This is a genomic window from Chungangia koreensis (assembly GCF_042651785.1).
Lineage (GTDB): Bacteria > Bacillota > Bacilli > Bacillales_A > Planococcaceae > Chungangia > Chungangia koreensis.
Window position 1 is genome coordinate 15,756 of record NZ_JBHSEC010000020.1, and the last position, 26,403, is coordinate 42,158.

Consider the following 26,403-nt stretch of genomic DNA (forward strand, 5'->3'; position numbering starts at 1 on the left):
CATTAATTGTACCAAATTACGGAAGCAATTTTTGCAATTTTTTATTCAATTCCTTTATTTGTAGTGTTAAGCTGACCATTAGGAGGTGTTTGGATATGGCTGAACTTATACCTGGCATTATTACTCTGATTCCTTTTATTCTGCTCGCTTTCATGTTGCGATGGATTCGTCAGATTAAAAATGCAATGGCTTTGCAGATCCAGCAGAATGAAGAGATTATAAACTTACTAAAGCAGAATATTTCCGGCAAATAGACAAAAGACCATCAATCAGTTGTTGATGGTCTTTAATCCATTTAAGCCGTTATAATGGTCCTTCTTTTCCAGCCTATTTAGAGTTCTAATGGAACATATTTAATTTTGGCAGCAGTGAGGGTTCTCAACACAAATCACCTTTTCCATATCATACATCATTGCATCGGCATAAATGAGACACGCCAACCTGCATGAGTATTCCTCAACCGGAACCCTTTCACTTTTTCCTCATCAGGATTCCTGCTTCGATCCACATATAAGGTAGCATAGCCGCCAACGTCTATGTCCATTTCTTTAGGTTCATCCGATTTGAATGAGATGGATTTGAAGAGTTCCCTGAACTTGATTGGTTCTGCACCGAATTGCTCAACATCTTTCAAATATTGTTCCTTTGTCGGTAATCTTTCGTCATCCTGATAAAAGAGGGCATATTGGGTTTCGTAATCCTTTAACTCTCCAGTGTAAAAATACAAACCGACGATTTCAGAAGGTTTGGCATCTCTGAGAACTTGTTCATCCTTTGTTGCAGCAAAATTCTTGTAAAGAGCATGGACTCGCTGCATGAAATCATCATCGATCGGTATTTCATCCTCATTGTGAATCGAAGGATCTTCAAACCAATAATTTAAATGTAGATTCCATATTTCCTTCTCGGTATAAATCATAGTAAAAGATAATCGAGGCTCTCCTTGATTTTCTCCGTTCACAACTCCCCAATGAATAATTTGTGCACTTCCATTAAGCGAATCCTTCTTAAAAGTAAGTTGATCAACTCCTGACAACAAAGGTCTTCTCCGTGTCCATCTTTCCACATATTCATTTATATAGTCCTCATCTGTTATTCCACTTTCCGATTTGTCTATTAGATGATAAACCACATAAGGATCATCCATTTTATTCGCATATTCAAGCAAGCCTAAAGCATCGATTGGATGCATTCCCTTAATCGTATCAAGATTGTATTTGCTATCTTTAAATTCGTTATAAATCTTTTCGATGTCATCCCAGAAAGCCGAATCTGATAAACTAACTGTTCGGTCCTCAAAAATGATGTCCCCTATAAATTGTGTCAATTTCCCATCTCGAGCTAACACTAATGCCGTTTTGATATCATCGATGGTGAGATGGTCATAGCTTGCAGACTTCGTCCACCCCGATTCCTCCATCTCCGTGATGATCGGCTTCAGCAAATAATAGGTCGGAGCTGTCACGGAAGCAGAGGATAGGTTTAGCCAAATCTCCTGATATTCTTTCTTTACGACACCATTTTCATCAAAAACTGGTGCTTGATCGGAACCCTTCATTAACTCATAAAATAACTCAGAGAAATAGTTTTCTAAAATTGTGTATAAGTTATGATCCCGCTCCACGTTTAGCAACGCATATTGCATTTCCTGTACCTTTTGTGCCGATTCTTCTAAAGAATAACGAAGCGATCCTGCCACCAAATAAGGCTCATCAAACATCATCTGATAATAATATTGTACATTCGGATGAATTTCACTTAACAAGTTGAAGTCCTCACTATACAACTCAGCCGACACTAAGCCGGTCACTTCATTCACCTTCACCCGAAGATTTTGTGAGGTCATTGTATCCACCATATTCTTGAACTCCTCTGGTTCTCCTTTACTTGCAATCATAATGAGGGTCTCGTTGTATTGACCTTCAGCTTTATTCATTTCTAATGCTTCAGGATAATCAGCCAAAATGTCGTTATAGACCGTCTGTAAACTTTGGATTTTGTTCCGATATTCCGTTAGAAATTCTATGCTGCCCGACTCATCTTCTCTTAATGAAGCCTCCTTGAGTTCTTCAGCCATTTCAGATGGAAGCATGAGGGATTTAATCGTATCTTCATAATCCTCTTTCAACTTTTCAGGAGATCCGTCTCGAGTATATCGATCAACTTCGCGTTCACTTGTAATCAAGGCAATCATTTGATCCGACCATTTGACAAAGCCTAAATCACTGAACCGTTCCTCTTCCATCTTCAACATTTCTCTTCTTTTTTCACGTTCAGCCTGGTAATCCTTTTTTAATTGCTCAATGTACTCATCTGAGATTTCCCCACTCGTTTGTGGATCCTCTTCATTTATAAGAAAAGTAGCAGCAATGATTCCTAATAGGAATACACTCGCTAAACTTACGAGCCAGACCGAGGCCTTTTGAATGTATCGATCTTTTTTAGATTTCTGAGGTTCTATATTACTTTTTTGAATCGGTTCATCATCCAGCTTTTGTAATACTTCTTCCGGATTGAATTCAGAAGGCACACGTTCATACGATTTCTTCAATAACTGCACGCGATTTTCAAATTGGCGATCGTCCATGTGCGGTACCTCCTTCTGCTACTATTGCTTTTTTCAGCAATCCCTTTGCCCGTAGTAATCTTGTTTTGACTGTCGACAAAGGAATATTTAATATGTCTGAAATCTGTTCGTACGACAAATCCTGAAAGTAGAACAAGATAATCGGGATTCGGTATTTCTCATCTAATTGCTGAACTGCTTGATGAAGTTCCCGATCTTCTTCGAATAGCAGGACTTTGTTTTCTGGAGTCATTGATTCAAAATTCTCATAAGCGTTTTTAGCCTTGTTCTGCTTATCTCGCTCATTCGTTTGTTTTCGGTAATAGTCCCGTGCCGTATTTAGTGTGACTTTATAAAGCCACGTCGTAAATCGCTCTTTTTTAAACTGGTGCAGGAAACGGTATAGCTTGATAAAGACTTCCTGTGTAACGTCTGGAATATCATCCACACGGACACCGCACTGGAATGCAAATTTTTCTATTGTACGGTGATGAAGCACCATTAGCTCTCCGTATGCGGCTCGGTCTCCGTCCCGTGCCCTTTCGATTAATGTTTGTTCCCCCATTGGGGTTCTCCCCCTTGCTATTTAACATTCTATTTTCAATGATGAAACGATACTTTTAACGTAATTGTTTCAGAGCAAAACTTGATTTTCAATATGATTCGTGTAGAATAAGACAATCTTTGAATGTAGGAGTGTTTAGTTAGTGAAAAATCGTGATCAGTGGCAATCCAAAATGGGGTTCGTACTGGCGGCAGCTGGTAGTGCAATCGGATTGGGCGCCATTTGGAAATTCCCTTATATGGCAGGTACAAACGGGGGAAGTGTATTCCTTCTTTTATTCATCATTTCCACATTGGGGATCGGACTGCCCATCTTATTGGCGGAATTTGTAATAGGTCGTAAAGGGCAGCGAGATGCCGTCTCAAGTATAAAAAGATTGGCCCCTGGCAAACAATGGCAAGGTATTGGCTGGTTAGGGGTAATGATTTCGTTGATTATCCTCTCTTTCTATAGCGTAGTCGGCGGCTGGATTATTTCTTATCTCGTCCGTTCTATCTCGATGTCATTCGAAGGGACTGGCGAAGATTTCTATAACAGATTGTTTGAAACGGTGATTTCGAATCCATTTGAAGCACTAATCGGACAAGCCATTTTCCTACTCCTGACAATATGGATTGTTTCTGGTGGAATAAAGGGCGGCATCGAGCGTGCGAATAAATGGATGATGCCTTTGCTTTTCATATTCTTTATCATCTTGGCAGTTCGATCAATTACGTTAGATGGCGCTATAGAAGGCTTGAAATTCTTATTTGTACCTGACTGGTCATACTTGACTTGGAGTACGGCACTTTCAGCACTCGGACAGGCATTTTTCACCTTAAGTGTAGGTTCAGCTGCGATGATGACTTATGCATCATATCTATCTGCTGAACAAAAACTCGGACAGTCTGCACTCAGTGTTTCTCTTATGAATATTGTCATTTCGATATTGGCCGGGATTGTTATATTTCCTGCAGTCTTTTCACTTGGCTTTTCTCCGAATGAAGGACCGGGGCTTGTCTTCATCATTCTGCCGGCGGTATTTGACCAGATTGTTTTTGGTTCCTTTTTCTTAATCATCTTTTTCATCTTGTTACTTTTTGCCACACTTACTTCGTCCATGTCCATGCTTGAAATTGCTGTGGCCATCGGTATTCGGGAGAAATACGAGAATCGAAAGAAAGCTGCTTGGCTCATAGGTCTCATTACATTTGTAATTGGAATTCCGAGTGCTCTCTCCTTCGGGATCTTATCGGATGTTTCGATTGCAGGATATTCGATCTTCGATTTCGCGGACATGATCACAAGCAAAATCGGTATGCCGATCGGAGCCTTCCTCGTGGCGATTTTTGCGGGCTACGTCTTAAAGAAACAGGACTTACAAAATGAATTAAATCCACAAGTACTCGCAACTTGGAGAATTCTTATTCGCTATATCGTACCAATTGCAATTGCTTTTATTTTCATTCAAGGGCTCGCATCCTTATAGAAGATTTATCGTTAAATTTCTTTTTTCAGCATTAAACTCAATTGAGTCAGCATTAACCTCCGTTGAGTCAGCATTAAACTCGATTGAATCAGCATTAACCTCCGTTGAGTCAGCATTAAACTGTGTAAAAAGAAAAAAGCTTTCATTCCACTCAAGAATGAAAGCTTTTTCTTATACAATGCATTTGGCTTCGTATTTTATGGCGATTAATTTATAGGAAATTTGCACACATTTTTCAAAAGGAATCCAAATTTCATATGAATGTTCGTAAATTTCCTGAATCCGCTTAGCTAAGTCTGTAGGATGATCCAGTTGATGCAACTCTGCCACTACATCCGCAATTTCTGTTACGTATCCTTCACGACCTACGTTGAACGGGTCCCATTCCTCTAATAGATACACCGCTTTACGGTTCATTTCGATTGTTTCCAAGTCTATTCACCTTTATTTCTACTTCATTAACAGCTATGATAACATAGATACAAAAAAAGAAAAGAGGGGATTATATGGATCGTTTCAGTAATGTTTTTGAACGAAGAAAAACTCGTTCTGTTAAATGGGATATGATGGAGATGATTTACCAAGTTGAGGACGCTTCCGAGATACTGCCAATGTGGGTTGCAGATATGGATTTTGCAGCACCCGATGCCGTCATTGACGCATTAAAACAGAGGATCGACCATCCTATCTTCGGTTATTCCTATGTATGTGATGGCTGTAAAGAAGCCATTTCAAATTGGCTGGACAAGCGTCACGGCTGGAAAACTGAAACGGAATGGATGCTATTCCACCACGGGGTAGTACCGGCAATCGCTTCCGTTGTAGAAACCTTTACAGAAAAAGGAGATCGTGTACTCATTACCCCTCCAGTCTACCCACCTTTCTTTGCTGTTCCAGAACGCCAAGGAAGAGTAGTAGTCGAATCTCCGCTAATCGAACAAAATGGCCACTATAAAATAGATGTAAATGATTTTGAAGAAAAGCTGAAAGAAGGCGTGAAAATCTTTATCTTGTGCAATCCGCATAATCCGGGCGGTACAGTGTGGGAAGAAGAGCAACTCTTAGAAATTATTCGTTTATGTGCTAAGTATGATGTCCTTATACTTTCTGATGAAATCCACTCAGACTTGGTATTCCCTGAACATCGCCACGTACCAATCGCCAAGCTTGCAGGCGAAGATGCGGAACGGATTATTACATGTGTCGCTCCTACCAAAACTTTCAACCTTGCGGGAATTCAGGCAGCGACGATGATTGTGACTGATGAAGGAAAACGGTTGAAGCTGACAGAAAACGCTATGGCGCACGGTCAAATGGAACTCAACGCGTTTGCAGCAGCAGCAGTCCAGGCTGCCTATGAAAGCGGTGAGCCTTGGTTAGAGGAATTACTGTCAATCTTATCAAGTAACATGGACTATGCCATTCAGGAAATTACAAAAGCAATCCCTGAAATAACGATCCAAAAACCACAGGCAACATATCTTCTTTGGATCGATTACCGAAAAACGGGACTTTCCGAAAGTGAAGCGATGGATCGTCTATTAACTATTGGAAAAGTTGCACTTGAACCAGGATCTAAGTACGGTAAATCCGGAGAAGGATTCCTACGAATGAATGTCGCCTGTCCCCCTGACACGCTAAAAGAAGGCGTACATAGATTCATAAAAGCATTCAAATAACAGAAAAGAGCGACCAATTATGGTCGCTCTTTCTCATTTTCCTGCTGTCTTTCCCTTAAAATACGTTCTTCCAGCTCTTTTGTTTTCATCTGTTCCTTCTGAGAGTACTTTTTCAACCATCTGAAAAACAGAACACAGAGCAAGATTATAGCTAAAAGCCAAAGGACGGAAGGAATGTATTGGGATTTATCTTCCGGGAAGTAAAGAAACGGCATTAATAATAGTACATCTAACACTCGAAGCACTTCCTATTTCTTATTTCTTGATGACTTTAATGGATTCAATCACAACGTCTTCAACTGGTTTATCTTGTGCACCAGTTTCGACTGCTGCAATTTTATCGACAACGTCCATGCCATCGATTACTTGTCCAAATACTGTGTGACGGTGGTCAAGGTGAGGTGTTCCACCCATTTCTTCATATGCCTTAATAATTTCAGCCGGGAAACCTGCCTGTTCCAATTGTGAAGCAAGTCCTGGAGAAAGTTCTTTGTTTTGGACAATGAAAAATTGGCTTCCGTTTGTATTCGGGCCTGCATTGGCCATCGAAAGTGCACCACGAAGGTTGAACAAATTCATAGAGAACTCATCCTCAAAAGAATCCCCGTAAATGCTTTCCCCACCCATTCCAGTTCCTGTTGGGTCGCCGCCTTGAATCATGAAATCTTCAATAACACGGTGGAAGATGATTCCATCATAATAGCCATTTTCAGCGTGTGTTAAGAAGTTCTCAACCGTTTTAGGTGCATATTCAGGGAATAACTTAATCTTGATCGTCCCTAATGTCGTGTTCATTTCTACTAAAGCTTCGTTTTCTGCAACTTCATTTGATAATTGTGGATACATAACCGACTCTCCTTCTGTAGTTGTAGAGCCTGACTGCTGCTCCACAGATTCTTCTTTGCTTACTTCTTCTTTACTTGCATCTTCTACACTCTTTTGATCATTCTTTTCGTTCGTACCGCATGCTGATAAAACTAACATTAATAAGCACACTAACAAAAATAATAATTGTCTCATTCATTTTCACCCAACACATAGTTTAGCACAAATCAGGGTAATAAATCAGTTGAAAAGAGTTCAACACTTCCTTCGTAAATCGAAATGTTCTATAATATTGACTATGTGTTGAAAGCAGGTGTCATGATGTCAAATCAGAAACGCAATTTCTTCATTATATTAATCGCTAACTTCCTCGTATCCGGTACGATGACTATGATCATGCCGTTCCTGTCTTTATACATTGAAACTATGGGAGAATATAGTGACGCTTATGTCCAAAGATGGGCCGGTCTTATTTTTGGTGTTACCTTCGTATTCGCTTTTATCATGTCACCGATTTGGGGCAGGATTGCTGACCGTTTCGGGTTTAAACCGATTCTAATTATAAATGGTTTTGGCATTGCCACTTCGATCTTCTTAATGGGTGTCGCGCAATCAGTTGAAACCTTATTCCTTGTTCGCTTATTTATGGGTATTGTGACTGGATTTATCCCTACATCTTTAGCATTCATCAGTTCCCAAACCCCGAAGGAAATAGCAGGTAAAACTTTAGGAACACTCCAGATGGGGAGCACATCCGGAACATTGTTCGGACCTCTCATGGGCGGTTTTTTAGCGGACCATTTTGGTTTTCAGTATACTTTCCTGATTACAGCATCCGCAATTACACTTGCTGCAATTGTCGTTTTATTAGGTGTGAAAGAGATTAAACGCCAAGCGAAAAAAGGAGAACATTCGTATCAGCGTAAGACGATCTTAACTACGATCCTAAACCACCGGCTCATGTTGAATGTCATGATTATCACTGCTCTAATTCAAATTGGGAACTTCAGTATTCAGCCTCTTCTATCTCTTTATGTTGCAGAACTGCATGGACCGGAACAAGTTGCCTTCTGGGCAGGATTAACGTTCAGTGCGGCAGGTGTCGGAAATCTCCTGTTCGCAAGAACTTGGGGAAGGCTGGGTGATCAATGGGGATATGAAAAAATTCTTAGTCTCCTCCTGCTTCTGTCTTTCCTATTTATCGTCCCTCAGGCCTTTGTGACGGAACTTTGGCATCTTGTCGTATTACGGTTATTCTTTGGTATCGCGGTTGGAGGCATGATTCCGACTACTACGGCACTTGTACGACAGGAAGCACCTGTCAATATACAAGGGGAAGTACTTGGCTATAATACAAGCTTCCGATTCTTAGGTAATATTATTGGTCCTATGTTTGGAGGTATTGTCAGCGGCTATATCGGAATTTCATCCGTTTTCTTTGTTACTGCATCCATTTTCCTTTTGTCATTCCTCTTCTTGAACTGGACAAGGAAACAACCAATACAAGACTTCGACGATATGCTGGAAGATAATTACGAGAAGTTTGAACGTGTATAGCAACCCTTATATTAATTGAATACCTTTGAATAATGGCACACTTTCCCATTGGAATGTGTGCTATTCTTTTTATTGATACATATGAAAGTGGGATGGTTCTTAAATGAGGCAACTCTTTGGTTTTATTGCAACAATAATCGCTATTCCCGTATTGTTTTTCATGTACAAATTGCTAATCTCCGAATTAGAAACAAATTCTGAATTACAACGTAACATGTCTTCAGCCGTAAATTTTGAGGCGCCCTCCCCTCCTGCTCCGGTCGTATTGAAGGATAGTACTGGACAAGTATTTTCGGAAGATTACGTTGAATGGAGGCAGCCTCTTACATTAGAAAAGATTCCTTATTTACTGCAGCAACTTTTTATATATAGTGAAGATTTACGTTTTTATGAGCATGAAGGATATGATTTCTCTGCAATTGTCCGCGCGTTTCTGGTCAATTCATCAAGTGATGGGATTGAACAAGGCGGAAGTACCATTACGCAGCAGCTGGTAAGGATGAAATATCTATCGGCAGAACAGTCCTACGAACGGAAAGTGACCGAACTTTTATATGCAAGAGAACTGGAGAAACAATTTGAAAAAGAAGAGATTTTAGAGATGTACATGAATGAAATGTATTTTGGGAATTTGGTATATGGAGTAGGTGCAGCTTCTACCTACTATTTTAATAAGCCATTGTCTGAACTGAATGGTGCTGAGCTTGCGTTCATCGCTTCGATTCCAAACAATCCCTCCCTCTATGATCCGTTGAAAAACTTTGATCGGACAAAAGAACGACAGGAACGGTTGTTGGATATTTTAGTACGGGAAACGGTCATTACGCAAGAACAAGCCGAGGACTTTAAAGAAATGCCTATTACACTGAATGTCAAAGAGAAGAAAAATCTTTACCCTTCGTATAGCACATTTGTATTACAAGAGTTTAAGGAATTAGTCGGAGAAAGTGAAGGTTTTACAGAGAGGTTATCGAAAGCTACGGATCCCATTGTACGGGACCGTATTCAATCGGAGTTTGATAAAAGATTGTCGGATTTACAAGCATCTGGGATCGTAATAGACACTTCGCTTAATCCAACAAAACAAAAAATGATTGAACTGAACATGTCTTCACGACTACGGACAAATGAACTTCAAGCAGGTGGAGCAGTAATCGATAACAAAAACCGTGAAATTATTGCAGTTTACGGAGGGAAGGGTTATAAAAAATATGATTTTAACCGAGCATTCCAAGCAGTAAGACAACCCGGCTCTGCCATTAAACCATTGCTTGTTTATGCCCCCCTTTTCGAGTCTGTTTCATATGTACCTGATTCAATTGTAGATGGAAGTCAAATATGTATCGGTAACTATTGCCCCAATAATTATGGTGGAGCCGTCTATGGGAATGTTTCCATTCGAGATGCATTCAAGCATAGCTACAATTCCGTTGCAGTGCGCATGTTCCAGAAAGTCGGCATCGACCAAGCCTTTTCCTATTTGGAACCTTTCAATTTCAATCATATTACAGAAAAGGACCACACCTATCCAGCCGCATTGGGCGGTTTTGAATCAGGAATGACTGTACTTGAGATGGCGGATGCCTATACGAGTTTCATAGACGGTCTTTATAAACCTGTTAGAGCGATACGCTCCGTAAAAAATACTGAAGGTCAAGTACTCTATCAGTGGAATGAAGAAAAGCATTCTGTTTGGAAGCCAAAGACAGTAAACATGATTAGAGAATTGCTTTCCGAAGTAGTGGAGTCAGGTACAGGCAGGGGCATTTCAACAAACTCTTCTTACATTGGGGCGAAAACTGGAACAACTGATAACTATCATGACTACTGGATTGCAGGTATGAATGATCAGTACACAGCCGCTGTGTGGATGGGCTACGATCGTCCTCGAAATATGAAACATCTTCAATCTGATAAGATACAGCATGATCTGTTTTCCATCCTAATTGAAAAATAGCAGTTGAGACATAAGGTCTCAACTGCTTTTATTTTCATCTAAAATTGGCAGACTTGCCATGAGCCCGTTATATAGTTTCAAAAGAACGTATAGTATGAACGCGATGAAGACACTCCACACAACAATTTCAAAAACTACCATTCCAATCATGCTCAGGAGATTCATATAATGACTCATCCGGTAAACGACATATACAAAATAAATAAATGTTGTTATAAGAAAGATGCCAATGAGGATTTGCAGCGATTGAATACCAATGACAGATAACATAGAACCTACAAAGTAAATGACATTCCCGGAGCGGGCTTCACGAAACCCTTCTCCGCTGACGTCTTTAGAAAAAAATAGCATAGCAAATTCATGAATTGTTTCAGCAATCAGCTTAAGTGCCGAAAACACCATGAAGAAACTGAAAGAAAGGATAATCAGTAAAAATACCCTCAATTGAAAATCACTTAAAAATTCGCGCATTCCAGCGTAAAGCCCGATTTCCTTGAAGAAGGAAATCGCTTCTGTGACACTATATAATCCAAACGTCAAACTGAACAAAATGATAGTAGCAAGCGGCATAAAGCCAAAAACATATGGGTTTTTCATAAAAAAATCCTCATTTTAAACTGATGTTCTTTCATATTTAATAACGTTTCAGAAAACCTGAATTGGCACAAAATGACGGGGACAAACAAATGCACCGCCTTACATTTAAGTGCTATAATTCACAGTATACTGTATTTTTCTTAGAAAGGGGGATAACTTTGCTGCTTGTTTCAATGATTTTTTGGCCCTTATTGGCAGCAATTTTCTTGCCGCTACTATTTAAAAAGATTCCATCCATCCATACCGGCTGGTTCGTTCTTTTAGTACCTGTTACATTAGCATCTATGTACATCAGTTATATCCCGGTTACTAAGGATGGCGGAGCGCTAACTTCTGAAATACCTTGGATTCCTTCATTAGGCGTTTCAGTGGTGTCATACATAGATGGATTAAGCTTGTTGTTCTCCTTGCTCATCACCATCATAGGTGCTCTTGTCGTGCTATATTCCATTTTCTATTTGGACAAGAAGCGGGAGCAACTTCATAATTTCTATATTTACCTGCTCATCTTCATGAGCGCCATGTTAGGGGTTGTTCAGTCGGACAACATGGTTTCCCTTTATATGTTCTGGGAGCTTACGTCGATCTCCTCATTCCTACTGATCGGCTATTGGTTCAATCGGGACGCGTCCAGATTCGGTGCATTAAAGTCAATGATGATCACTGTATTTGGTGGACTAATGATGCTCGGAGGATTCGTATTACTCGGAATCATGGGCGATACATTTTCAATACGGGAACTGGTTAGCCAAGGCACATCCTTATCTGAGCATCCGCTCTTTATTTGGGCTTTGATTCTGATTCTGTTAGGTGCATTTACAAAATCAGCTCAATTTCCGTTCTATATTTGGCTACCCGATGCAATGGAGGCACCTACACCAGTCAGTGCCTACCTTCACTCGGCCACAATGGTCAAGGCGGGAATATACTTAGTAGCCCGCTTCACACCTATCTTTGCAGTTTCCGAAACATGGATCTGGCTTGTTACGGGAATCGGACTTTTGACTCTCTTCTGGGGATCTTTCTTTGCATTAAAACAGACAGATCTCAAAGGGATTTTGGCCTTCTCCACGGTCAGCCAGCTCGGTTTGATCATGTCCTTACTGGGTGCTGCATCTGTCGCATTTCATGTGGATGGAGCCGAAGATACAGTGTTCAGATACGCTGCCTTCGCAGCAATCTTCCATTTAATTAACCATGCAACGTTTAAAGGTAGTCTCTTCATGATTGCGGGAATCGTCGATCATGAGGCAGGTACAAGGGACATCCGGAAACTTGGCGGTTTAATGAGCTTGATGCCGATCAGCTTTACGGTTGCACTCATTGGTTCATTTTCAATGGCAGGAATTCCTCCGTTTAACGGATTCCTAAGTAAGGAAATGTTCCTGACGGCCATGGTCTCCTTTACTGAATTTAACTTATTTTCATTTGACACATGGGGTATCTTGTTCCCGATTGTCGCATGGATTGCAAGTGTCTTCACGTTCGTTTATAGTTTCTATTTTGTATTCAGGACCTTTACAGGGAAGCTTCAGGAAGAGAAATTACCGAAGCATCCGCATGAAGCACCAATCGGTATGTTAGTTTCCCCTGTTCTACTGGGGCTACTTGTAATTGTAATTTTCTTCATACCGAACATTGTCGGAGATTTACTTGTTAAACCGGCTGTAGCAGCCATTCAACCGTTCTTGTATAATTCACCATCCATGGTGGACATTCATGTTTCTGCATGGCACGGTGCAAATACTGAGTTTTACATGACACTTGGCATTATTGCATTAGGTCTCCTTCTGTACTTCACTTTAAATCGTTGGCAGAAGCTTTATGCGTACACTCCGGAACGATTTAAGTTGAATGGTTTCTATGATGGAATGATGCGTGCCAGCGAATCAGGCATGAATAGTTTTTCTAATCGATACATGACTGGTTCGATCCGTCATTATCTGATGTATATGTTTACATTTATCATCCTGATTACGATTGGAACTTTAATTGTAAAAGATGGATTTGCCATTAACTTTTCAGATTCAGCTTCAATTAGCGTTTACCATGTCATTTTGATGATTATTTTAGTCATTAGTACTTTAACAGTCATCGGTGCGACCAACCGTATGATTTCCATCATCGCTTTAGGTGCAACGGGTTATACGGTTTCCCTTTTCTATGTATTATTCAAGGCACCGGACTTGGCGTTGACTCAACTTGTCATCGAAACAGTCTCGGTTGCACTATTCATGTTAGCTTTCTATCATTTACCGAGTGAAAGTAAACATGTCGAATCTAAAGGTTATCGCTTCGGGAATTTCCTTATTGCTTTAGGAGTTGGCGTAACAGTTACTTTAGTTGCCCTTTCCGCCCATTCTCAGAAGATGATTCCGTCTATCAAAAAATATTATGAAGAAACAGTCTACACGGAAGCTGGTGGCGGTAACATCGTCAACGTCATCTTAGTTGACTATCGTGGATTTGATACATTATTTGAAATTGCGGTGTTATCGATCGCTTCTATTGGAATCATTGGAATGATCAAATTGAGGCTATCCAAAAAGAAGGAGGTGGATGGCATTGAAAACAAATGATGTTATATTGCAGACGGCAACAAAAGTACTGTTCTTCATGATCATTTTGTTTGCTATCCACATTTTCTTCGCGGGCCATTATACCCCAGGTGGTGGGTTTGTTGGTGGGCTGATTACATCGAGTGCCATTATCCTTCTGATATTAGCTTTCGATTTAAAAACAGTGAAAAACATTTTACCGATCAATTACACCTATATGACTGCAACAGGGTTGGTTATTGCATTGGCAACAGCTGCAGCATCCATTTTCTTTAATGTCCCATTTTTCACCCATGCATTCGATTATTTCGAACTACCTTTGTTCGGAAAAACGTCATTGCATAGTGCTACACTTTTTGACTTGGGTGTATACATGGTCGTAGTTGGAGTTACCATGACCATTATTCAAACGTTAGGGGAGGATGAATAATGGAAATTCTTATGTCAGTCCTAATCGGCTTATTATTTTTTGCAGCCGTTTACCTTATGCTATCTAAAAGCTTACTCCGAATCATTGTTGGAACAGGACTGTTGAGCCACGGTGCTCATTTACTCATCCTGACAATGGGCGGACTAGGCGGAGAGTCCCCACCGGTCGTAGCTGACGGTGTGACGAACTATGCGGATCCGTTACCACAAGCTTTAATACTGACAGCAATCGTCATCAGCTTTGGTGTAACTGCCTTTTTCCTTGTCATTGCTTATAGAGCATACCAGGAATTACATACGGATGACGTAAATCTGATGAGAGGAAATGAAGACCATGATTAACTTGCCTTTATTCCCGATCATCATCCCTTTCTTTTTTGCGATGTTGCTGTTGTTCATGCCAAAGAAAGTGAAAGCTCAAAGAGTTCTAACGACCATCGCGCTATTACTGAATATCCTGGTTGTTTCTTATCTGATTTCAGTAGTGAAAAGTGAAGGAATCCAATCTGTCACGCTCGGAAGTTGGCCAGCACCTTTCGGAATAACAATGGTTTCAGATATGTTGTCGGCGTTGTTGGTTTTATCGTCAACCATTATTACGTTATTTGTAGTGCTGTATAGTTTCCGGGCAATTGGTGAGGATCGGGAAAGATTCTATTACTACCCTGCTATTCTTTTTATGTTGACTGGCGTGAACGGTGCCTTTACAACAGGCGATATATTTAATATGTTCGTCTTTTTCGAGGTCCTTCTCATGTCTTCTTATGTATTGATTGTCCTTGGTGGAGAAAAAGTCCAGCTTAGGGAATCCATCAAGTATTTATTAGTGAATGTTATATCTTCTGCCATTTTCGTTATTACAGTGGCTATGTTGTACTCAGTAGTTGGAACGTTGAATATGGCCGATATCTCTATGAAAATTGGTGAGATTGGCCAACCTGGGATTATTACCGTCATTGCCATTCTTTTCTTAGTTGTCTTTGGCCTGAAAGGTGCTATTTTCCCTCTCTACTTCTGGTTGCCGGGATCCTATGCAGCACCACCAATACCAGTGTTGACATTATTCGGGGCACTTTTAACTAAAGTAGGCGTTTACGCCATCATGCGTACATACAACTTGTTCTTCATTTTCGACAAAGGGTACACGCATGAAATCTTAATGATTGTGGCTCTTCTTACAATTGTAGCTGGCTGTATCGGTGCTCTCGCTTACTTCGATCTAAAGCAGATTATTATTTATAACATTATCATTGCAGTTGGTGTCATTCTCTTTGGCGCATCACTTTCAAACGAAACAGCGATGACAGGATCAGTATTCTACTTGATCCATGACATTCTAATTAAAGGTGCTCTTTTCCTTCTGATTGGTGTTATAGCAGCAGTTACCGGCACCACCAACTTACGTAAAATGGGTGGTCTGATGAAAACCCACCCTGCCCTTGGCTGGATGTATTTAGTAGCTGCCTTCGGATTAGCAGGAATTCCTCCACTTAGTGGGTTTGCAGGAAAATTACTTATCGTACAGGGCGGTTTTGCGGAAGGGGAACTTTTGGGAACCATAGTTATATTAGCTTCAAGCTTAGTGGTACTACTATCGGTAATCCGAATTTTCATCTATGCCTTCTGGGGCGAAGAAAAGCCCGTTCAAGGAGTTGGGAAATCTACCTATAGACAACTTTTCACCCCCGCTGTGATTCTTACCTGCATTACGATTCTCTACGGAGTTGGGGCAGAATTCATCGTTCCATTCATGCAGGATGCAGGACAAGTATTACATCAACCATCCATCTATACAGATGCGGTATTAAAGGAGTAGATGACGATGGCTATTCAAATCCTATTAAACTTCTTTGTTGCAGTCGTTTGGACATTTATAACAGGAACTTTCACGGCACACAAGTTTATCATCGGGTGGTTAATCGGAGCTATTCTACTATTCCTGATGCGAAGATTCCTAAGCGAAAGGTTCTATTTCGCCAGAATTTGGTCGATGGTAAAATTAATTATTCTCTTTTTAAAAGAATTGATCCTTTCGAACATTGCAGTAATGAAGTTAGTGTTAGAACCTACATTACCAGTAAGTCCGGCAATTTTTGCCTATCCGACTGAACTTCGATCCGACTGGGAAATCACCTTATTGTCAGTACTGATTACACTGACACCAGGAACGTTGGTAATAGATGTTTCCGAGGATCAGAAGACCTTATTCATCCATGCGATCCATGCAGATGAAATTGATGAAGCGATCAGTTCCATCAAAAATACGTTTGAAAAGGCGATTATGGAGGTGAGCCGTTCATGATGACATTTATCTGGATCTGTTTGGTCATTTTAACGGCTGCCATGATTGGAGTCGTCATCAGATTAGTTAAAGGCCCGACTGTGGCAGACCGGATTATTGCCCTTGATGCTTTAGGTATCGGTTTGGTGTCCACCGCCGCTTTAGTATCCATTTTGGTCGACACCGTTTTCTTTTCTGAAATCATCTTGCTGATCGCGATTATCGCGTTTATTGGTACAGTCGCCTTCTCTAAATTCATAGAGAAAGGAGCGATCATTGAAGTTGACGATGATCTTTAATATTCTCATTGGCTTTTTCATCATTGTAGGCCTGGTTTTTACAATCGTCGGTGCCATTGGGCTTATTCGGTTACCTGATGTGTACACGCGGGCACATGCTGCTTCGAAGAGTTCCACATTAGGGGTCATGTCTATCCTTTTCGGGGTATTCCTCTACTTTTGGCTCATTAAAGACCATGTGAATCCCCATCTGATTATTGCGATCGTCTTTTTGTTCGCTACTTCACCTATTGGCGGTCATTTGATGGGACGAGCAGCATATATCCATGGAATAAAACCGATTGAGGGTACAAAACCAGATGATTACAAAGATGAGTTACTTCGAAGAAAAGCATCAAAATAAGCATAAGAAAACGCTTTTGCACCATGTGCAAAAGCGTATTTTTTTACCAGAAGTATGGGTAACCGCCGTAAAAAGGATATCCTCCAAAACCATATCCGTAACCAAACGGAGGGTAATATGGGTAGAATGGACGACCAAATCCACCTACTAAAGCCCCTCCAAGCAGGCCACCGGCTAACCCTCCTAAGAATGGACCCCCAAAACCAAACCCACCAAATCCAAATGGACGACCAAATCCGAATCCGAATCGTGGCAAAACGTCTCCTCCTTTCCCCCTTATGTTATGCTTTGAGGGAAAAGTAGAGATAGGTCGTTTGCCTATTCGTCATCCTCTTCTGTCATTCGTTCAATTAAAGTGGCCAGTGTCCGTACCATAACTCCAGTCCCGCCTTTTGGTCCTAAGTCATGAGAAGCGGACGCTCCTGATGTTCCTGCAATATCCAGATGGATCCACGGAGTATTTTCAGCAAATTCCCCTACGAATCCACCGCCGAAAATCATATGGCCATCTCCCCCTGGAGAATTGTTTAAATCCGCCACATCACTTTTTCGAATCCGTTTCTTATCGCGCTCCGTCAATGGCAATCTCCATACGAATTCGCCTGTTTCAACAGATGCTTCCATGAAAGTTTCAAAGAATGACTCGTTGTTTGTCAACGCTCCTGTTTTATCATATCCTAATGCAGTAATAACTCCGCCAGTCAATGTGGCAACGTCTACTAAATATTCTGCACCTAACTGTTTAGCATACGTAACAGCATCAGCCAAAACAAGGCGTCCCTCTGCATCCGTATTGAGTACCTCAATGGTTTTACCACTTAAAGATGTAATGACATCATCAGGTTTAAACGCATTGCCAGAAATCATATTGTCTGTGGAAGCAATAACAGCCATTACGTTTTTCGAAGGGCGTAATTCACCGACAATCCTCATCGCTCCTAAAACAGCTGCGGCGCCGCCCATGTCACCCTTCATACCGACAATACCCGTTTTAGTTTTCAACGAATATCCGCCAGTATCGAATGTAATCCCTTTACCGACTAAGCCCACTACATCTTTCCACTCTTCCTGTGCCTGATATTTCAATACAATCAGTCTTGGCTCCTCAACAGATCCTTGATTTACAGCAAGAATGGCGCCCATACCGAGCTCTTCCATTTCCGGTTTTCCTAATACTTCAATTTCAAAGCCGTATTGTTCAGCTAATTGTTGAGCATATTCAGCCATTGCAGTAGCAGTCAATACATTCCCTGGTGTATTTACAAGTGTTCTTGCTTCGTTTACAGATTTGCCGTATACCTGGCCAACTTCGAATGCGGCTTTTAGCTCTTCAGAAGGTTCAGCTGATAAGTATTGAAGAGATTTTAAGTCAAAATCCTTTTCATTCGATGTCGTTTTATAGTCCCTAAATACATAAGATCCCAATACTATTCCTTCAGCACTCACATATGCTACATCCTCTTCAGTGATTTCATCATTTGTGAATGATCCGAGCCAAACAGATGCACTTTCGACTTTCATGTTCACTAACTCTTTACCTGCAGCAGCAAACACTTGGCGCAAATCGTCTATTTGCAGTTCCTTTCGATTACCTAACCCGACGAATAGAACCCGTTTAAAAGAACTGTCGAGAGAAGGAATCTTCGTAACTTTTTTAAGGTCACATGAAATATCTCCATTAGAGACCCAGTTGTTTATATGTTCACCAAAAAGTTTAGAAAAGTGATCCCATCCAGTCGTATTTTCAGGATGTTTTGAAACACCTACAATCAAAACATCTGAATTCACTTGAGAAAAATCCATTCCTACTACATCTAATTTCATATAAATCCTCCATTCTCATTTCACTGATTTAATTATAACCGAATTTGTTTCGGACAACGAATAAATTTCGTTTGTCGCTTGTCTGTTTCTGAGTTTTGACCTTGTGGTATACTATCACTAAGTTACCTGTTTTGAAAGGTTGTTGATCCCTTGGGCATTTTAGAAAACACACCAATTATAGCTTCCTTACTCGCGATTCTCTTAGCGCAATTTGCAAAAATACCGATTCATTATTTGTTGAAAGGTAAAGTTGAGTGGAAACTGTTTACCTCAACTGGCGGAATGCCAAGTTCCCATTCAGCTGCCGTTACAGCTCTTGCAACCGCGGTAGGATTTGAAACAGGTTTTGATTCACCAACTTTTGCTGTTGCGACCATGTTTTCTGTCATCGTCATGTTCGACGCAACCGGTGTACGGTTTCAGGCAGGTCAACAAGCTCTGATTATCAATCAGATGCGTCTCGATTTCCAGACCTTTGTCAATGAAGCAAAAGGATGGAGTCAAAAAAATAGTAATGAAAAGATCAAAGAACTAAAAACCTTGCTTGGACATAAGCCGAGTGAAGTGTTTGCCGGTGCGTTGACCGGAATTTTCTTATCAATTGTAATCTATGCGTTTCTAAAATAGAAAAGGGACTGTTCCAAGAGCTAAAAGCTCTGGAATAGTCCCTTTAAAACATTCGATATCCATTTTTCCTTAAAAGCTTAATGACGATGCCCGCAATAATCGTTCCGGCAAAACCACTTGCCAAAATCAGCACATCTACGATTTGCAGTGAAGATAACTTCTCTCCCAAAAGACCAAATGACTCAGCCGGGTTCGTAAAGTAATCGAAAAAACTAACCTCATCGACAATAAAAATGACAATGAGCGGATAAACAAATGCCATTAGCCACGTCATACGTAATAACATATTCAAAAGAAAACTGATTCCGAAAAACATGACCAAGAATATGAGCATGGATAGAATGAGTTGAATTATCGAAAAAGATCCGTTCATAAGTTGCCCTCCATTTTCACTGTCTTCAGTGTACATGAACAGCAGGACCTTTTTCAACAACGTCTCACGAGTTCAACGGTTTGTCATATTTGCACTTACGCTTTCTTCCCCGCCCCTTTACACGATAAGCATGTTTCAGAACCGCCAAGACGTAGTTGTACATACCCTTTCCCTTTACAATACGGACAATCCAACTTATAGTTCCCCCGTGATGGCATCGTCATCTTCCTCCTGTTTTAATTTTCAGATAATATACCATATATGATTGAATAATGCAATTTATTATCTTTGGAATTATTTATTTATGAAAAGACGATAGGAGGTATATTCAAAAACATTACCTGGGTTCAGTCCATCTAAATAAGGTATACCGTTTTTTAACGATTCCGCTGTAAACTCTTTAAGCATTAGCGAAGCTAAAGGATGATCCTTTAAATTCATGGGGCTCATCCATGCAGCCTCATAGAGTTCGCCTTGTTCGGGGACGACTTCCTGTTTGGAATCAATAGGCTCCATCGTGAAAATTGCCATATTATCACTAATATCTCCTCGGATGACGCCAGTCCGAAAGCCGACAAGTTCCCTAATTCTACAGTCGATGCCTGTTTCTTCTTTCACTTCTCGTATTGCAGCCTCATCAATGGTTTCTCCTTGGGAAACAAATCCTGCAGGTAAGGACCATTTTCCGATTAATCCACCATACCGTTTCTTAACAACAAGCCACTCACCTTTTTCATTGATGACAAGTCCTCCAGCGGCGAGCCAAACTTTTCCCCGCTCTTTCTTCCCCATGTTTCTACCCCCTACTTGGTAAAAAAACTCCCCATGGGTATCCATGGGGAGCTTCCTTTAAAAGAATTACAAAAGATTAAACTTTCCTTTTTTAAGCACTAATGATGGACCGCCGACCATAAGTAAGGCACGGTTATCAATTACCTTCTTCATGAAGGAAGCTTTCTTGCCTGTCAATTTTTTACCATATACTACTCCTACAGCATCTTCATCACCGAGTGAGCATACAGTCCCTTTAATGTCAGGAACAAATGTTTTTGTTTCTCTTCCATTCATTAAAGCAATGATGTTTTCAGCTGCCACTTCACCTTGTTGCATCGCGATTTGAGCAGTTGGTGGATATGGACGGTTAGCTTCTTCATTGATCATGAATGAACAGTCGCCTACGATGAATACATCGTTAAAGTTAGGAGCACGTAAATCTTTTTCCACTCTAACCCGAGCACGGTTGCTTTCAATTCCAGATGTTTCAATTAGGCTGTTTCCTCGTACACCTGCAGCCCATACGACTGTACCAGCTTTAATGAAATCAAACTCTTCTTCACCAGTTTTAATCTTAACGCCTTCAGGAGTTGCTTGGACAACTGGCGTACCAATTGAGAATTCTACTCCTTTGGATTGAAGCTGTGCTTTCGCATAGTCTACAAGTTCCGGATCGAAGCCTGGAAGTACCATTGGAGATGCCTCAACGCAAATAACACGTACTTTTTCCCGTGGTACATCGTATTCAGCACAAAGTTCAGGAATACGATTTGCCAATTCTCCTAAGAATTCAATACCAGTGAACCCTGCTCCACCGACTACAATCGTCAAGCGGCTATCGTCTCTTTCCTCTTCTAAGGACCAAGTAGAGAATTGGTAGTGGATGTGATCACGGATTTGACGGGCAGCATTTACATTCGCAATACTAAATGCATATTTGTCGAGTCCTTCAATACCGAAAGTTTCACCTTCGAATCCAAGTGCGATTACAAGATAATCATATGTTAGATCACCGGCAGTAGTGGCAACCTTCTTACTGTTTACATCAATATTTTCAACAGTAGCTTTTACGAATTTTACACGATCACTTTTAATCACATCTTTGATGTCATAGCGGACTTGATCCGGACGTAGTGTACCTGCAGATGCTTCGTGAAGCCATGTCGATTCATAGTGGTAGTCGTTTTTGTTGACAAGGATTACTTCTGCGTCATCGACACCTAATTTCTTTTGCAAGTTTACAACTGTCATCAAACCGCCGTAACCTGCCCCCAATACCAAGATTGTTGGTTTTTTCACAGAGATCGAAACCACCTTTTTAATATTTATAATTCAACTAAGGGAGAAATAAATAGATTATGAATGTATAGCTACCTTAGTCGTTTCGTCACTTACATGACAAATTTCCCTATCCTCTATATTAGACCTTTTGAGTTCTCTTTTCAACTCAACAATAAATAGTTTTAAAGGTATAAAGAGATACAAGGAAATAACATGTTAAACGCTTTCAAAAGGTGTTAAATATCCTTAATTCATGACGGACTATTCACAAAATATCTTCCTGATAAAAAAATAAAAGACCGGCTGCCCGGTCTTAACAATTTTCTGGTGTTCCAGCTGCTTTTGCTGTTCTGAATGAAGTACCGCAGCCGCACGAAGCAATGGCATTAGGGTTATTGATTGTAAATCCTCCACCCATTAGCGATTGTTTATAATCTACTGTCGTTCCGTTCAGGATTCCTGCATCATCCTTCGAAACAACAATTTGTAAGCCATGTTGGTCAAGAAGAAAATCATCCTCTTGTCGTTCCTTTTCAAAGCCCATGCCGTATGAAAGGCCGCTACAGCCTCCTCCACGAACTGCAACACGTAGGAACGAACCTTCTTCCTCATTGTGTTGCATCATTTCTTTAACATGGAAAGCAGCAGCTTCAGTCAATTCAACAATCTGTACCATCGTGTCACCTTCCTTTCTTCTTACTTTCTATCTTATCGTTTTCCCTAATTTGTGACAAGAAAGAGCATTCATTGCAAGAATTTTGAGTTATAATGAATGGTAATAATGTCATACGAAACGAGGGGAACGAAATGGAACTATCGCCCTACTACACAAAACAAATTGAATGTCTACATTGCCGCAAGAAATTTAACACGACAAAAATCCGATCGAAGTTTGTAAAACTTCACTCCCAAGAGTCAGATTTTCAACCTCTTTATGCAAATGACATCAATCCTCTGTATTACTATATCATGGTTTGCGAACACTGTGGATTTGCATATACAGACGACTTTTCCAAATACTTTGCTCCGGCCATTAAAGAACAAATCGATGCACAAATCGCCTCAAAATGGGTGAATCGCTCTTATGGAGGAGAACGCACGATTGAAGAAGCAATAGCTGCTTATAAGCTGGCATTTTTAAGTGGTTCGATTAAAAAAGAAAAATCGATCGCACTGGCAGGAATTACACTACGAACCGCTTGGCTGTATCGGAATTTAGACAATCCTGAACAAGAGAAGCGATTCCTTCTCATCTCACGTGATTTGTATATTGAATCGTATACTCAACAAGATTATGAAGGAACCCAAATGTCAGAAGAACGTGTCTTGTATATGATTGCTGAACTTTCCAGGCGCTTAGGTGATATTGAAGAGGCAACTCGATACTTTTCACGAGTCATTGAAAAACAAAAAACCTCAATTGAACCAAAAGTTATTGAAATGGCAAAAGAACAATGGCGCTTAATCCGTGAAGAGAAAGAACATCAATTGAAATAGAAAGCAAGTGTTTCACTAAATGGCATGGTTTATGTTTATGATCTCGGTTAACTTGTCTTGTAACGATTGACAGGGTTTACTACCGATTGTGATATATGTTTACTACCGATTATGATGGGTTTACTACCGATTATTATAGACTTATTACCGATTCTGGTTTTGCTGCTGATTTTTTTGGTTTAAATACCGATAAACGTTATCATTTTATTAATCAAATTATAAAACATTTTTGATTCTTACCGTATTCATCGGTTGTAAATAGGACGACTTTGTTACTAATGGTTAATGCAAAATGATCAATAATTAAATCATCTTCTAATTCTTGGTCTTCAAAAACAAAATGTAAGCTGGCATAGTCTCCTATTTCATAATCGCCATTAAATATTATTTCATCTGAATAGTGCCTATACCACCTTCTTACAATTGATCTAATAACACTCTTTTCAAATGAACTAAGTGAGTTTTTAAGTTCTAAAGTATCCCTGCTTACTTCTTTCATTAAATCCCCCCTAAATATAGTGTATTCACAAGGGGGCTTTACTATCGGTTATAATTACTTAGTACAAATCCTACCGATTTCCGCGTCATGCATACATATTTAGAGAAAATAAAAAAGGGATCAGGTTCGATCCCTTTTATTTATTAAAATACTTGTTCTACTTCGACTACGCCTGGAACTTCTTCCAATAGCGCACGTTCAATACCAGCTTTAAGTGTAATCGTTGAACTTGGGCAGCTGCCGCAAGCACCAAGCAAACGGAGCTTGACAATGCCGTCCTCGACATCAATCAATTCACAGTCCCCGCCATCACGTAGTAAGAATGGACGTAATTTATTTAAAACTTCTTGAACTGATTCTCTCATCATTGTTTCGGTCATATTTTGTCGACTCCTTTCCTTATAATTATTATAATGTGAAGTAAGAAAAAAATCCATCATGGAAATTAGAAAGGATGTAATATTTTTGAACAAAGTCCCTGTTTCGGTTGAAATATATGGAGCGGATATTATTTGTGCGAGCTGTGTGAATGCTCCTTCCTCCAAGGACACATACGAATGGTTAGACGCTGCAATCCGCCGTAAATACCCTGAATACCCATTCTCAATTGAGTATATTGATATTGAGAAACCAATTGAAGATGATCGCCAGGCTAAAATTGCCCAACGTGTACTCGATGATGAATTCTTCTATCCCCTTGTCATGATAGAGGGCGAAGTTGTCGGTGAAGGCTACATTCAATTGAAGCCGGTATTAGCTGAATTAGAAAAGCATGGATTTCAAGAGCCTGCTAAATAGAAGAAACCATAGAAGAACCCGCAAACTGTTGTTTGCGGGTTTTGTGGATGAAAATGAAGTCAGCGGTTCAGTTCGCAACAAAAGTACACCGCATCGTGCGGGAAAGTTTGCATGACCTGCAACCTTCAAGCCCACGGATTTTCTTCATCCGTTATGCCATTTATACATCCAGAGGACTCCGGATTTTAACAGACGGGCGATCTTTCCGGTAACGGTACGGTCTGCTAAATAGGCAAACCCTTCTTTTTTACCAAGTGATCCCATGAAACCTTTAAGTTTAATTTTCGGCATTTTCTCAGGGAGATCTTCACCATTCCATTTGGCTTTTAGCACTTTAACAATCTGTTCCGCTTGTTCCTCGGCCAAATATGCGCTCGGAGCAAATGTGGAAGCAGCGCAATCACCTACTACGTAAATATGCTCATTCGCTGGAACATGATGGTATTGGGTCACGATTACCCTTCCGGATTTATCTTTCTCAACATCCAACTTACGTACAGTTTTGACTGGTTGGATTCCGGCTGTCCAGACGACGGCATCTACTTCAATCGTTTGATCATGATTATAAAGTAAATTAGGCTCTACCTTTGTAATATTCGAGTTGCTGATCACCTCTACATCGTGGTCCTCAAACCACCCTTTAACGTAATTGCTCAATCTTTCCGGGAAATCTCTTAGAATCCGAGGACTACGGTCAAACAATTTAATCCTTAAGTCAGGGCGGCTTTCATGCAACTCACTCGCCAACTCAATTCCACTCAACCCTGCTCCTACGATTCCTACAATAGCTCCGGGATCCAATCCCAATAAGGATTGGTACGTCTCTCTCGCTTTCGCAATCGTCTGGATGCTATACGTAAATTCATCCGCACCCGGCACGTTATGATATTTATCTTCACAACCAAGCCCGATCACTAAATCGTCATAACTGATCCGATCACCATTATCAAGAAATACCATTTTTTCTTTCACATCAATATCAATAATTTCGCCGTTCGCAACCTTTAGCCGTTCATGCTGCGGGAATTGAACCCTTACATCTGCATCAGAAACAGTGCCAGCAGCAAGAGCATAAAATTCGGTTTTTAAACTATGGAACGGAGTACGGTCTACTAATGTGATTTCTACATCCTCCGGCAAGTTATTCGGCAAAAGTCGGAGAAGAATCCGGATATTACCATAACCACCGCCAAGTAAGACTAATTTTCGCATACGTATCTCCTTTAAACATAAGAATATGTAAGTAATAATATATAAATAGTATAGCTGATTGTGATAAGTTTCACAATAATGGTCAGTATTTGACGTATCCACGGAAATCGAGTAGCATTTCGTTTGAAAGAGGTGAAATTTGTGAATCCGATAATCGAATTTTGTATAAGCAACATGGCAAACGGATCACAAGAGGCTTTCGATATTCTCGAGCAGGATACAAATTTGGATGTTCTTGAATATGGCTGTCTCAGTTATTGCACAACTTGCTCTATGGGGTTATATTGCCTGGTGAACGGCGATATCGTAGAGGCAGATACTTCAGAAGAACTGGTCCAAAAAGTGTATGAATACATCGAAGAAAACCCGATGTTTTGATTATAAAAGTTATCCT

General features: G+C 40.4%; 33 protein-coding genes. 16 read left to right on the plus strand and 17 right to left on the minus strand.

Translation table 11 applies throughout. The features are described from left to right. The first annotated feature begins 95 nt into the window (after positions 1-95). A complete protein-coding gene (locus tag ACFOZY_RS13020; RefSeq protein ID WP_378156204.1) occupies positions 96-254 on the plus strand; it encodes a hypothetical protein in 159 nt (52 codons plus the stop codon). Between the two features lie 155 nt (positions 255-409). Here the strand turns inward: ACFOZY_RS13020 and ACFOZY_RS13025 are convergent, their stop codons facing one another. Together ACFOZY_RS13025 and ACFOZY_RS13030 are read right to left on the minus strand one after the other, a co-directional pair. Beyond that, positions 410-2,587 carry a hypothetical protein gene (locus ACFOZY_RS13025; protein WP_378156206.1) on the minus strand — a complete coding sequence of 726 codons (2,178 nt, stop codon included), beginning with the start codon at positions 2,585-2,587 and terminating at the stop codon, positions 410-412. After that, the gene (locus ACFOZY_RS13030; protein ID WP_378156208.1) at positions 2,568-3,131 is read right to left on the minus strand and encodes an RNA polymerase sigma factor; all 564 of its coding nucleotides are present in this window, start codon (positions 3,129-3,131) and stop codon (positions 2,568-2,570) included. Before ACFOZY_RS13030 ends, ACFOZY_RS13025 begins: the two co-directional genes overlap by 20 nt. A 142-nt stretch (positions 3,132-3,273) precedes the next feature. Between ACFOZY_RS13030 and ACFOZY_RS13035 the strand changes: the two genes are divergently transcribed. Further along, entirely contained in the window at positions 3,274-4,599 is a 1,326-nt protein-coding gene (locus tag ACFOZY_RS13035; RefSeq protein ID WP_378156210.1) for a sodium-dependent transporter, read from the plus strand. Positions 4,600-4,610: 11 nt separating this feature from the next. Here ACFOZY_RS13035 and ACFOZY_RS13040 read toward each other — a convergent pair whose 3' ends face one another. Beyond that, positions 4,611-4,754, minus strand: a complete 144-nt coding sequence (locus ACFOZY_RS13040; RefSeq protein ID WP_378156212.1) for a hypothetical protein — start codon at positions 4,752-4,754, stop codon at positions 4,611-4,613. A gap of 16 nt (positions 4,755-4,770) precedes the next feature. Next, complete coding sequence (locus tag ACFOZY_RS13045) at positions 4,771-5,031, minus strand: DUF1871 family protein (RefSeq protein ID WP_378156214.1); 261 nt, start codon at positions 5,029-5,031, stop codon at positions 4,771-4,773. A 74-nt stretch (positions 5,032-5,105) separates the two neighbouring features. Between ACFOZY_RS13045 and ACFOZY_RS13050 the strand changes: the two genes are divergently transcribed. After that, on the plus strand, positions 5,106-6,278 hold the full coding sequence (locus ACFOZY_RS13050; protein WP_378156216.1) for a MalY/PatB family protein: 1,173 nt from the start codon (positions 5,106-5,108) through the stop codon (positions 6,276-6,278). A gap of 17 nt (positions 6,279-6,295) precedes the next feature. On the opposite strand, the gene ACFOZY_RS13055 is transcribed toward ACFOZY_RS13050, so the two are convergent. Together ACFOZY_RS13055 and ACFOZY_RS13060 are read right to left on the minus strand one after the other, a co-directional pair. Beyond that, positions 6,296-6,514: a hypothetical protein gene (locus ACFOZY_RS13055; protein ID WP_378156218.1), complete on the minus strand. Its 219-nt coding sequence runs from the start codon at positions 6,512-6,514 to the stop codon at positions 6,296-6,298. Between the two features lie 19 nt (positions 6,515-6,533). Next, the gene (locus ACFOZY_RS13060; RefSeq protein ID WP_378156796.1) at positions 6,534-7,124 is read right to left on the minus strand and encodes a peptidylprolyl isomerase; all 591 of its coding nucleotides are present in this window, start codon (positions 7,122-7,124) and stop codon (positions 6,534-6,536) included. Positions 7,125-7,382: 258 nt separating this feature from the next. Between ACFOZY_RS13060 and ACFOZY_RS13065 the strand changes: the two genes are divergently transcribed. Together ACFOZY_RS13065 and ACFOZY_RS13070 are read left to right on the plus strand one after the other, a co-directional pair. After that, positions 7,383-8,660 (plus strand): MFS transporter, encoded by a 1,278-nt coding sequence (locus ACFOZY_RS13065; RefSeq protein ID WP_378156220.1) that lies wholly within the window; start codon positions 7,383-7,385, stop codon positions 8,658-8,660. Between the two features lie 103 nt (positions 8,661-8,763). After that, complete coding sequence (locus ACFOZY_RS13070) at positions 8,764-10,617, plus strand: transglycosylase domain-containing protein (protein ID WP_378156222.1); 1,854 nt, start codon at positions 8,764-8,766, stop codon at positions 10,615-10,617. A gap of 18 nt (positions 10,618-10,635) precedes the next feature. On the opposite strand, the gene ACFOZY_RS13075 is transcribed toward ACFOZY_RS13070, so the two are convergent. Continuing rightward, positions 10,636-11,214, minus strand: a complete 579-nt coding sequence (locus ACFOZY_RS13075; protein ID WP_378156226.1) for a YufK family protein — start codon at positions 11,212-11,214, stop codon at positions 10,636-10,638. A gap of 173 nt (positions 11,215-11,387) precedes the next feature. On the opposite strand from ACFOZY_RS13075, the gene ACFOZY_RS13080 reads away from it, so the two are divergent. From ACFOZY_RS13080 to mnhG, 7 genes are read left to right on the plus strand one after another with little or no spacing between them, the layout of a single operon-like run. Next, a complete protein-coding gene (locus tag ACFOZY_RS13080; protein WP_378156228.1) occupies positions 11,388-13,793 on the plus strand; it encodes a Na+/H+ antiporter subunit A in 2,406 nt (801 codons plus the stop codon). Continuing rightward, on the plus strand, positions 13,780-14,202 hold the full coding sequence (locus tag ACFOZY_RS13085) for a Na(+)/H(+) antiporter subunit B (RefSeq protein WP_378156229.1): 423 nt from the start codon (positions 13,780-13,782) through the stop codon (positions 14,200-14,202). Before ACFOZY_RS13080 ends, ACFOZY_RS13085 begins: the two co-directional genes overlap by 14 nt. Further along, on the plus strand, positions 14,202-14,543 hold the full coding sequence (locus ACFOZY_RS13090) for a Na(+)/H(+) antiporter subunit C (protein WP_378156231.1): 342 nt from the start codon (positions 14,202-14,204) through the stop codon (positions 14,541-14,543). The genes ACFOZY_RS13085 and ACFOZY_RS13090 overlap by 1 nt, the downstream gene beginning before the upstream one ends. Beyond that, entirely contained in the window at positions 14,527-16,017 is a 1,491-nt protein-coding gene (locus ACFOZY_RS13095) for a Na+/H+ antiporter subunit D (RefSeq protein ID WP_378156233.1), read from the plus strand. The genes ACFOZY_RS13090 and ACFOZY_RS13095 overlap by 17 nt, the downstream gene beginning before the upstream one ends. 6 nt (positions 16,018-16,023) lie before the next feature. Continuing rightward, positions 16,024-16,503, plus strand: a complete 480-nt coding sequence (locus ACFOZY_RS13100; protein ID WP_378156235.1) for a Na+/H+ antiporter subunit E — start codon at positions 16,024-16,026, stop codon at positions 16,501-16,503. Continuing rightward, on the plus strand, positions 16,500-16,781 hold the full coding sequence (locus ACFOZY_RS13105) for a Na(+)/H(+) antiporter subunit F1 (RefSeq protein WP_378156237.1): 282 nt from the start codon (positions 16,500-16,502) through the stop codon (positions 16,779-16,781). The genes ACFOZY_RS13100 and ACFOZY_RS13105 overlap by 4 nt, the downstream gene beginning before the upstream one ends. Beyond that, positions 16,771-17,124, plus strand: a complete 354-nt coding sequence (mnhG, locus tag ACFOZY_RS13110) for a monovalent cation/H(+) antiporter subunit G (protein ID WP_378156239.1) — start codon at positions 16,771-16,773, stop codon at positions 17,122-17,124. The genes ACFOZY_RS13105 and mnhG overlap by 11 nt, the downstream gene beginning before the upstream one ends. Before the next feature lie 43 nt (positions 17,125-17,167). Here the strand turns inward: mnhG and ACFOZY_RS13115 are convergent, their stop codons facing one another. Beyond that, the gene (locus tag ACFOZY_RS13115; RefSeq protein ID WP_378156241.1) at positions 17,168-17,380 is read right to left on the minus strand and encodes a hypothetical protein; all 213 of its coding nucleotides are present in this window, start codon (positions 17,378-17,380) and stop codon (positions 17,168-17,170) included. 62 nt (positions 17,381-17,442) lie between these two features. After that, entirely contained in the window at positions 17,443-18,948 is a 1,506-nt protein-coding gene (locus tag ACFOZY_RS13120; RefSeq protein WP_378156243.1) for a leucyl aminopeptidase, read from the minus strand. 150 nt (positions 18,949-19,098) lie between these two features. Between ACFOZY_RS13120 and ACFOZY_RS13125 the strand changes: the two genes are divergently transcribed. Next, entirely contained in the window at positions 19,099-19,575 is a 477-nt protein-coding gene (locus tag ACFOZY_RS13125) for a divergent PAP2 family protein (RefSeq protein WP_378156245.1), read from the plus strand. Between the two features lie 43 nt (positions 19,576-19,618). On the opposite strand, the gene ACFOZY_RS13130 is transcribed toward ACFOZY_RS13125, so the two are convergent. From ACFOZY_RS13130 to ACFOZY_RS13150, 5 genes are all read right to left on the minus strand, one after another. Then, positions 19,619-19,948, minus strand: coding sequence for a YuiB family protein (locus ACFOZY_RS13130; protein ID WP_378156247.1), 330 nt, complete (start codon positions 19,946-19,948; stop codon positions 19,619-19,621). Positions 19,949-20,043: 95 nt separating this feature from the next. Then, positions 20,044-20,172 (minus strand): YuiA family protein, encoded by a 129-nt coding sequence (locus ACFOZY_RS13135; protein WP_378156249.1) that lies wholly within the window; start codon positions 20,170-20,172, stop codon positions 20,044-20,046. A gap of 70 nt (positions 20,173-20,242) precedes the next feature. After that, positions 20,243-20,740 (minus strand): NUDIX domain-containing protein, encoded by a 498-nt coding sequence (locus ACFOZY_RS13140; RefSeq protein ID WP_378156251.1) that lies wholly within the window; start codon positions 20,738-20,740, stop codon positions 20,243-20,245. A 66-nt stretch (positions 20,741-20,806) separates the two neighbouring features. Further along, positions 20,807-22,021 (minus strand): NAD(P)/FAD-dependent oxidoreductase, encoded by a 1,215-nt coding sequence (locus ACFOZY_RS13145; protein ID WP_378156253.1) that lies wholly within the window; start codon positions 22,019-22,021, stop codon positions 20,807-20,809. Positions 22,022-22,316: 295 nt separating this feature from the next. Beyond that, positions 22,317-22,679: a HesB/IscA family protein gene (locus ACFOZY_RS13150; protein ID WP_465251165.1), complete on the minus strand. Its 363-nt coding sequence runs from the start codon at positions 22,677-22,679 to the stop codon at positions 22,317-22,319. A 92-nt stretch (positions 22,680-22,771) separates the two neighbouring features. On the opposite strand from ACFOZY_RS13150, the gene ACFOZY_RS13155 reads away from it, so the two are divergent. Continuing rightward, positions 22,772-23,500, plus strand: a complete 729-nt coding sequence (locus tag ACFOZY_RS13155; RefSeq protein WP_378156255.1) for a DUF2225 domain-containing protein — start codon at positions 22,772-22,774, stop codon at positions 23,498-23,500. Positions 23,501-23,711: 211 nt separating this feature from the next. Here the strand turns inward: ACFOZY_RS13155 and ACFOZY_RS13160 are convergent, their stop codons facing one another. Together ACFOZY_RS13160 and ACFOZY_RS13165 are read right to left on the minus strand one after the other, a co-directional pair. Beyond that, the gene (locus tag ACFOZY_RS13160; RefSeq protein ID WP_378156257.1) at positions 23,712-23,999 is read right to left on the minus strand and encodes a hypothetical protein; all 288 of its coding nucleotides are present in this window, start codon (positions 23,997-23,999) and stop codon (positions 23,712-23,714) included. A 143-nt stretch (positions 24,000-24,142) separates the two neighbouring features. Beyond that, complete coding sequence (locus ACFOZY_RS13165) at positions 24,143-24,379, minus strand: NifU family protein (RefSeq protein WP_417281993.1); 237 nt, start codon at positions 24,377-24,379, stop codon at positions 24,143-24,145. Between the two features lie 58 nt (positions 24,380-24,437). On the opposite strand from ACFOZY_RS13165, the gene ACFOZY_RS13170 reads away from it, so the two are divergent. Further along, positions 24,438-24,797 (plus strand): YuzD family protein, encoded by a 360-nt coding sequence (locus ACFOZY_RS13170; RefSeq protein ID WP_378156259.1) that lies wholly within the window; start codon positions 24,438-24,440, stop codon positions 24,795-24,797. 144 nt (positions 24,798-24,941) lie between these two features. On the opposite strand, the gene ACFOZY_RS13175 is transcribed toward ACFOZY_RS13170, so the two are convergent. After that, positions 24,942-26,009: an NAD(P)/FAD-dependent oxidoreductase gene (locus ACFOZY_RS13175; RefSeq protein WP_378156261.1), complete on the minus strand. Its 1,068-nt coding sequence runs from the start codon at positions 26,007-26,009 to the stop codon at positions 24,942-24,944. 141 nt (positions 26,010-26,150) lie between these two features. On the opposite strand from ACFOZY_RS13175, the gene ACFOZY_RS13180 reads away from it, so the two are divergent. Continuing rightward, positions 26,151-26,387 carry a YuzB family protein gene (locus ACFOZY_RS13180; protein WP_378156263.1) on the plus strand — a complete coding sequence of 79 codons (237 nt, stop codon included), beginning with the start codon at positions 26,151-26,153 and terminating at the stop codon, positions 26,385-26,387. Positions 26,388-26,403: the final 16 nt, after the last annotated feature.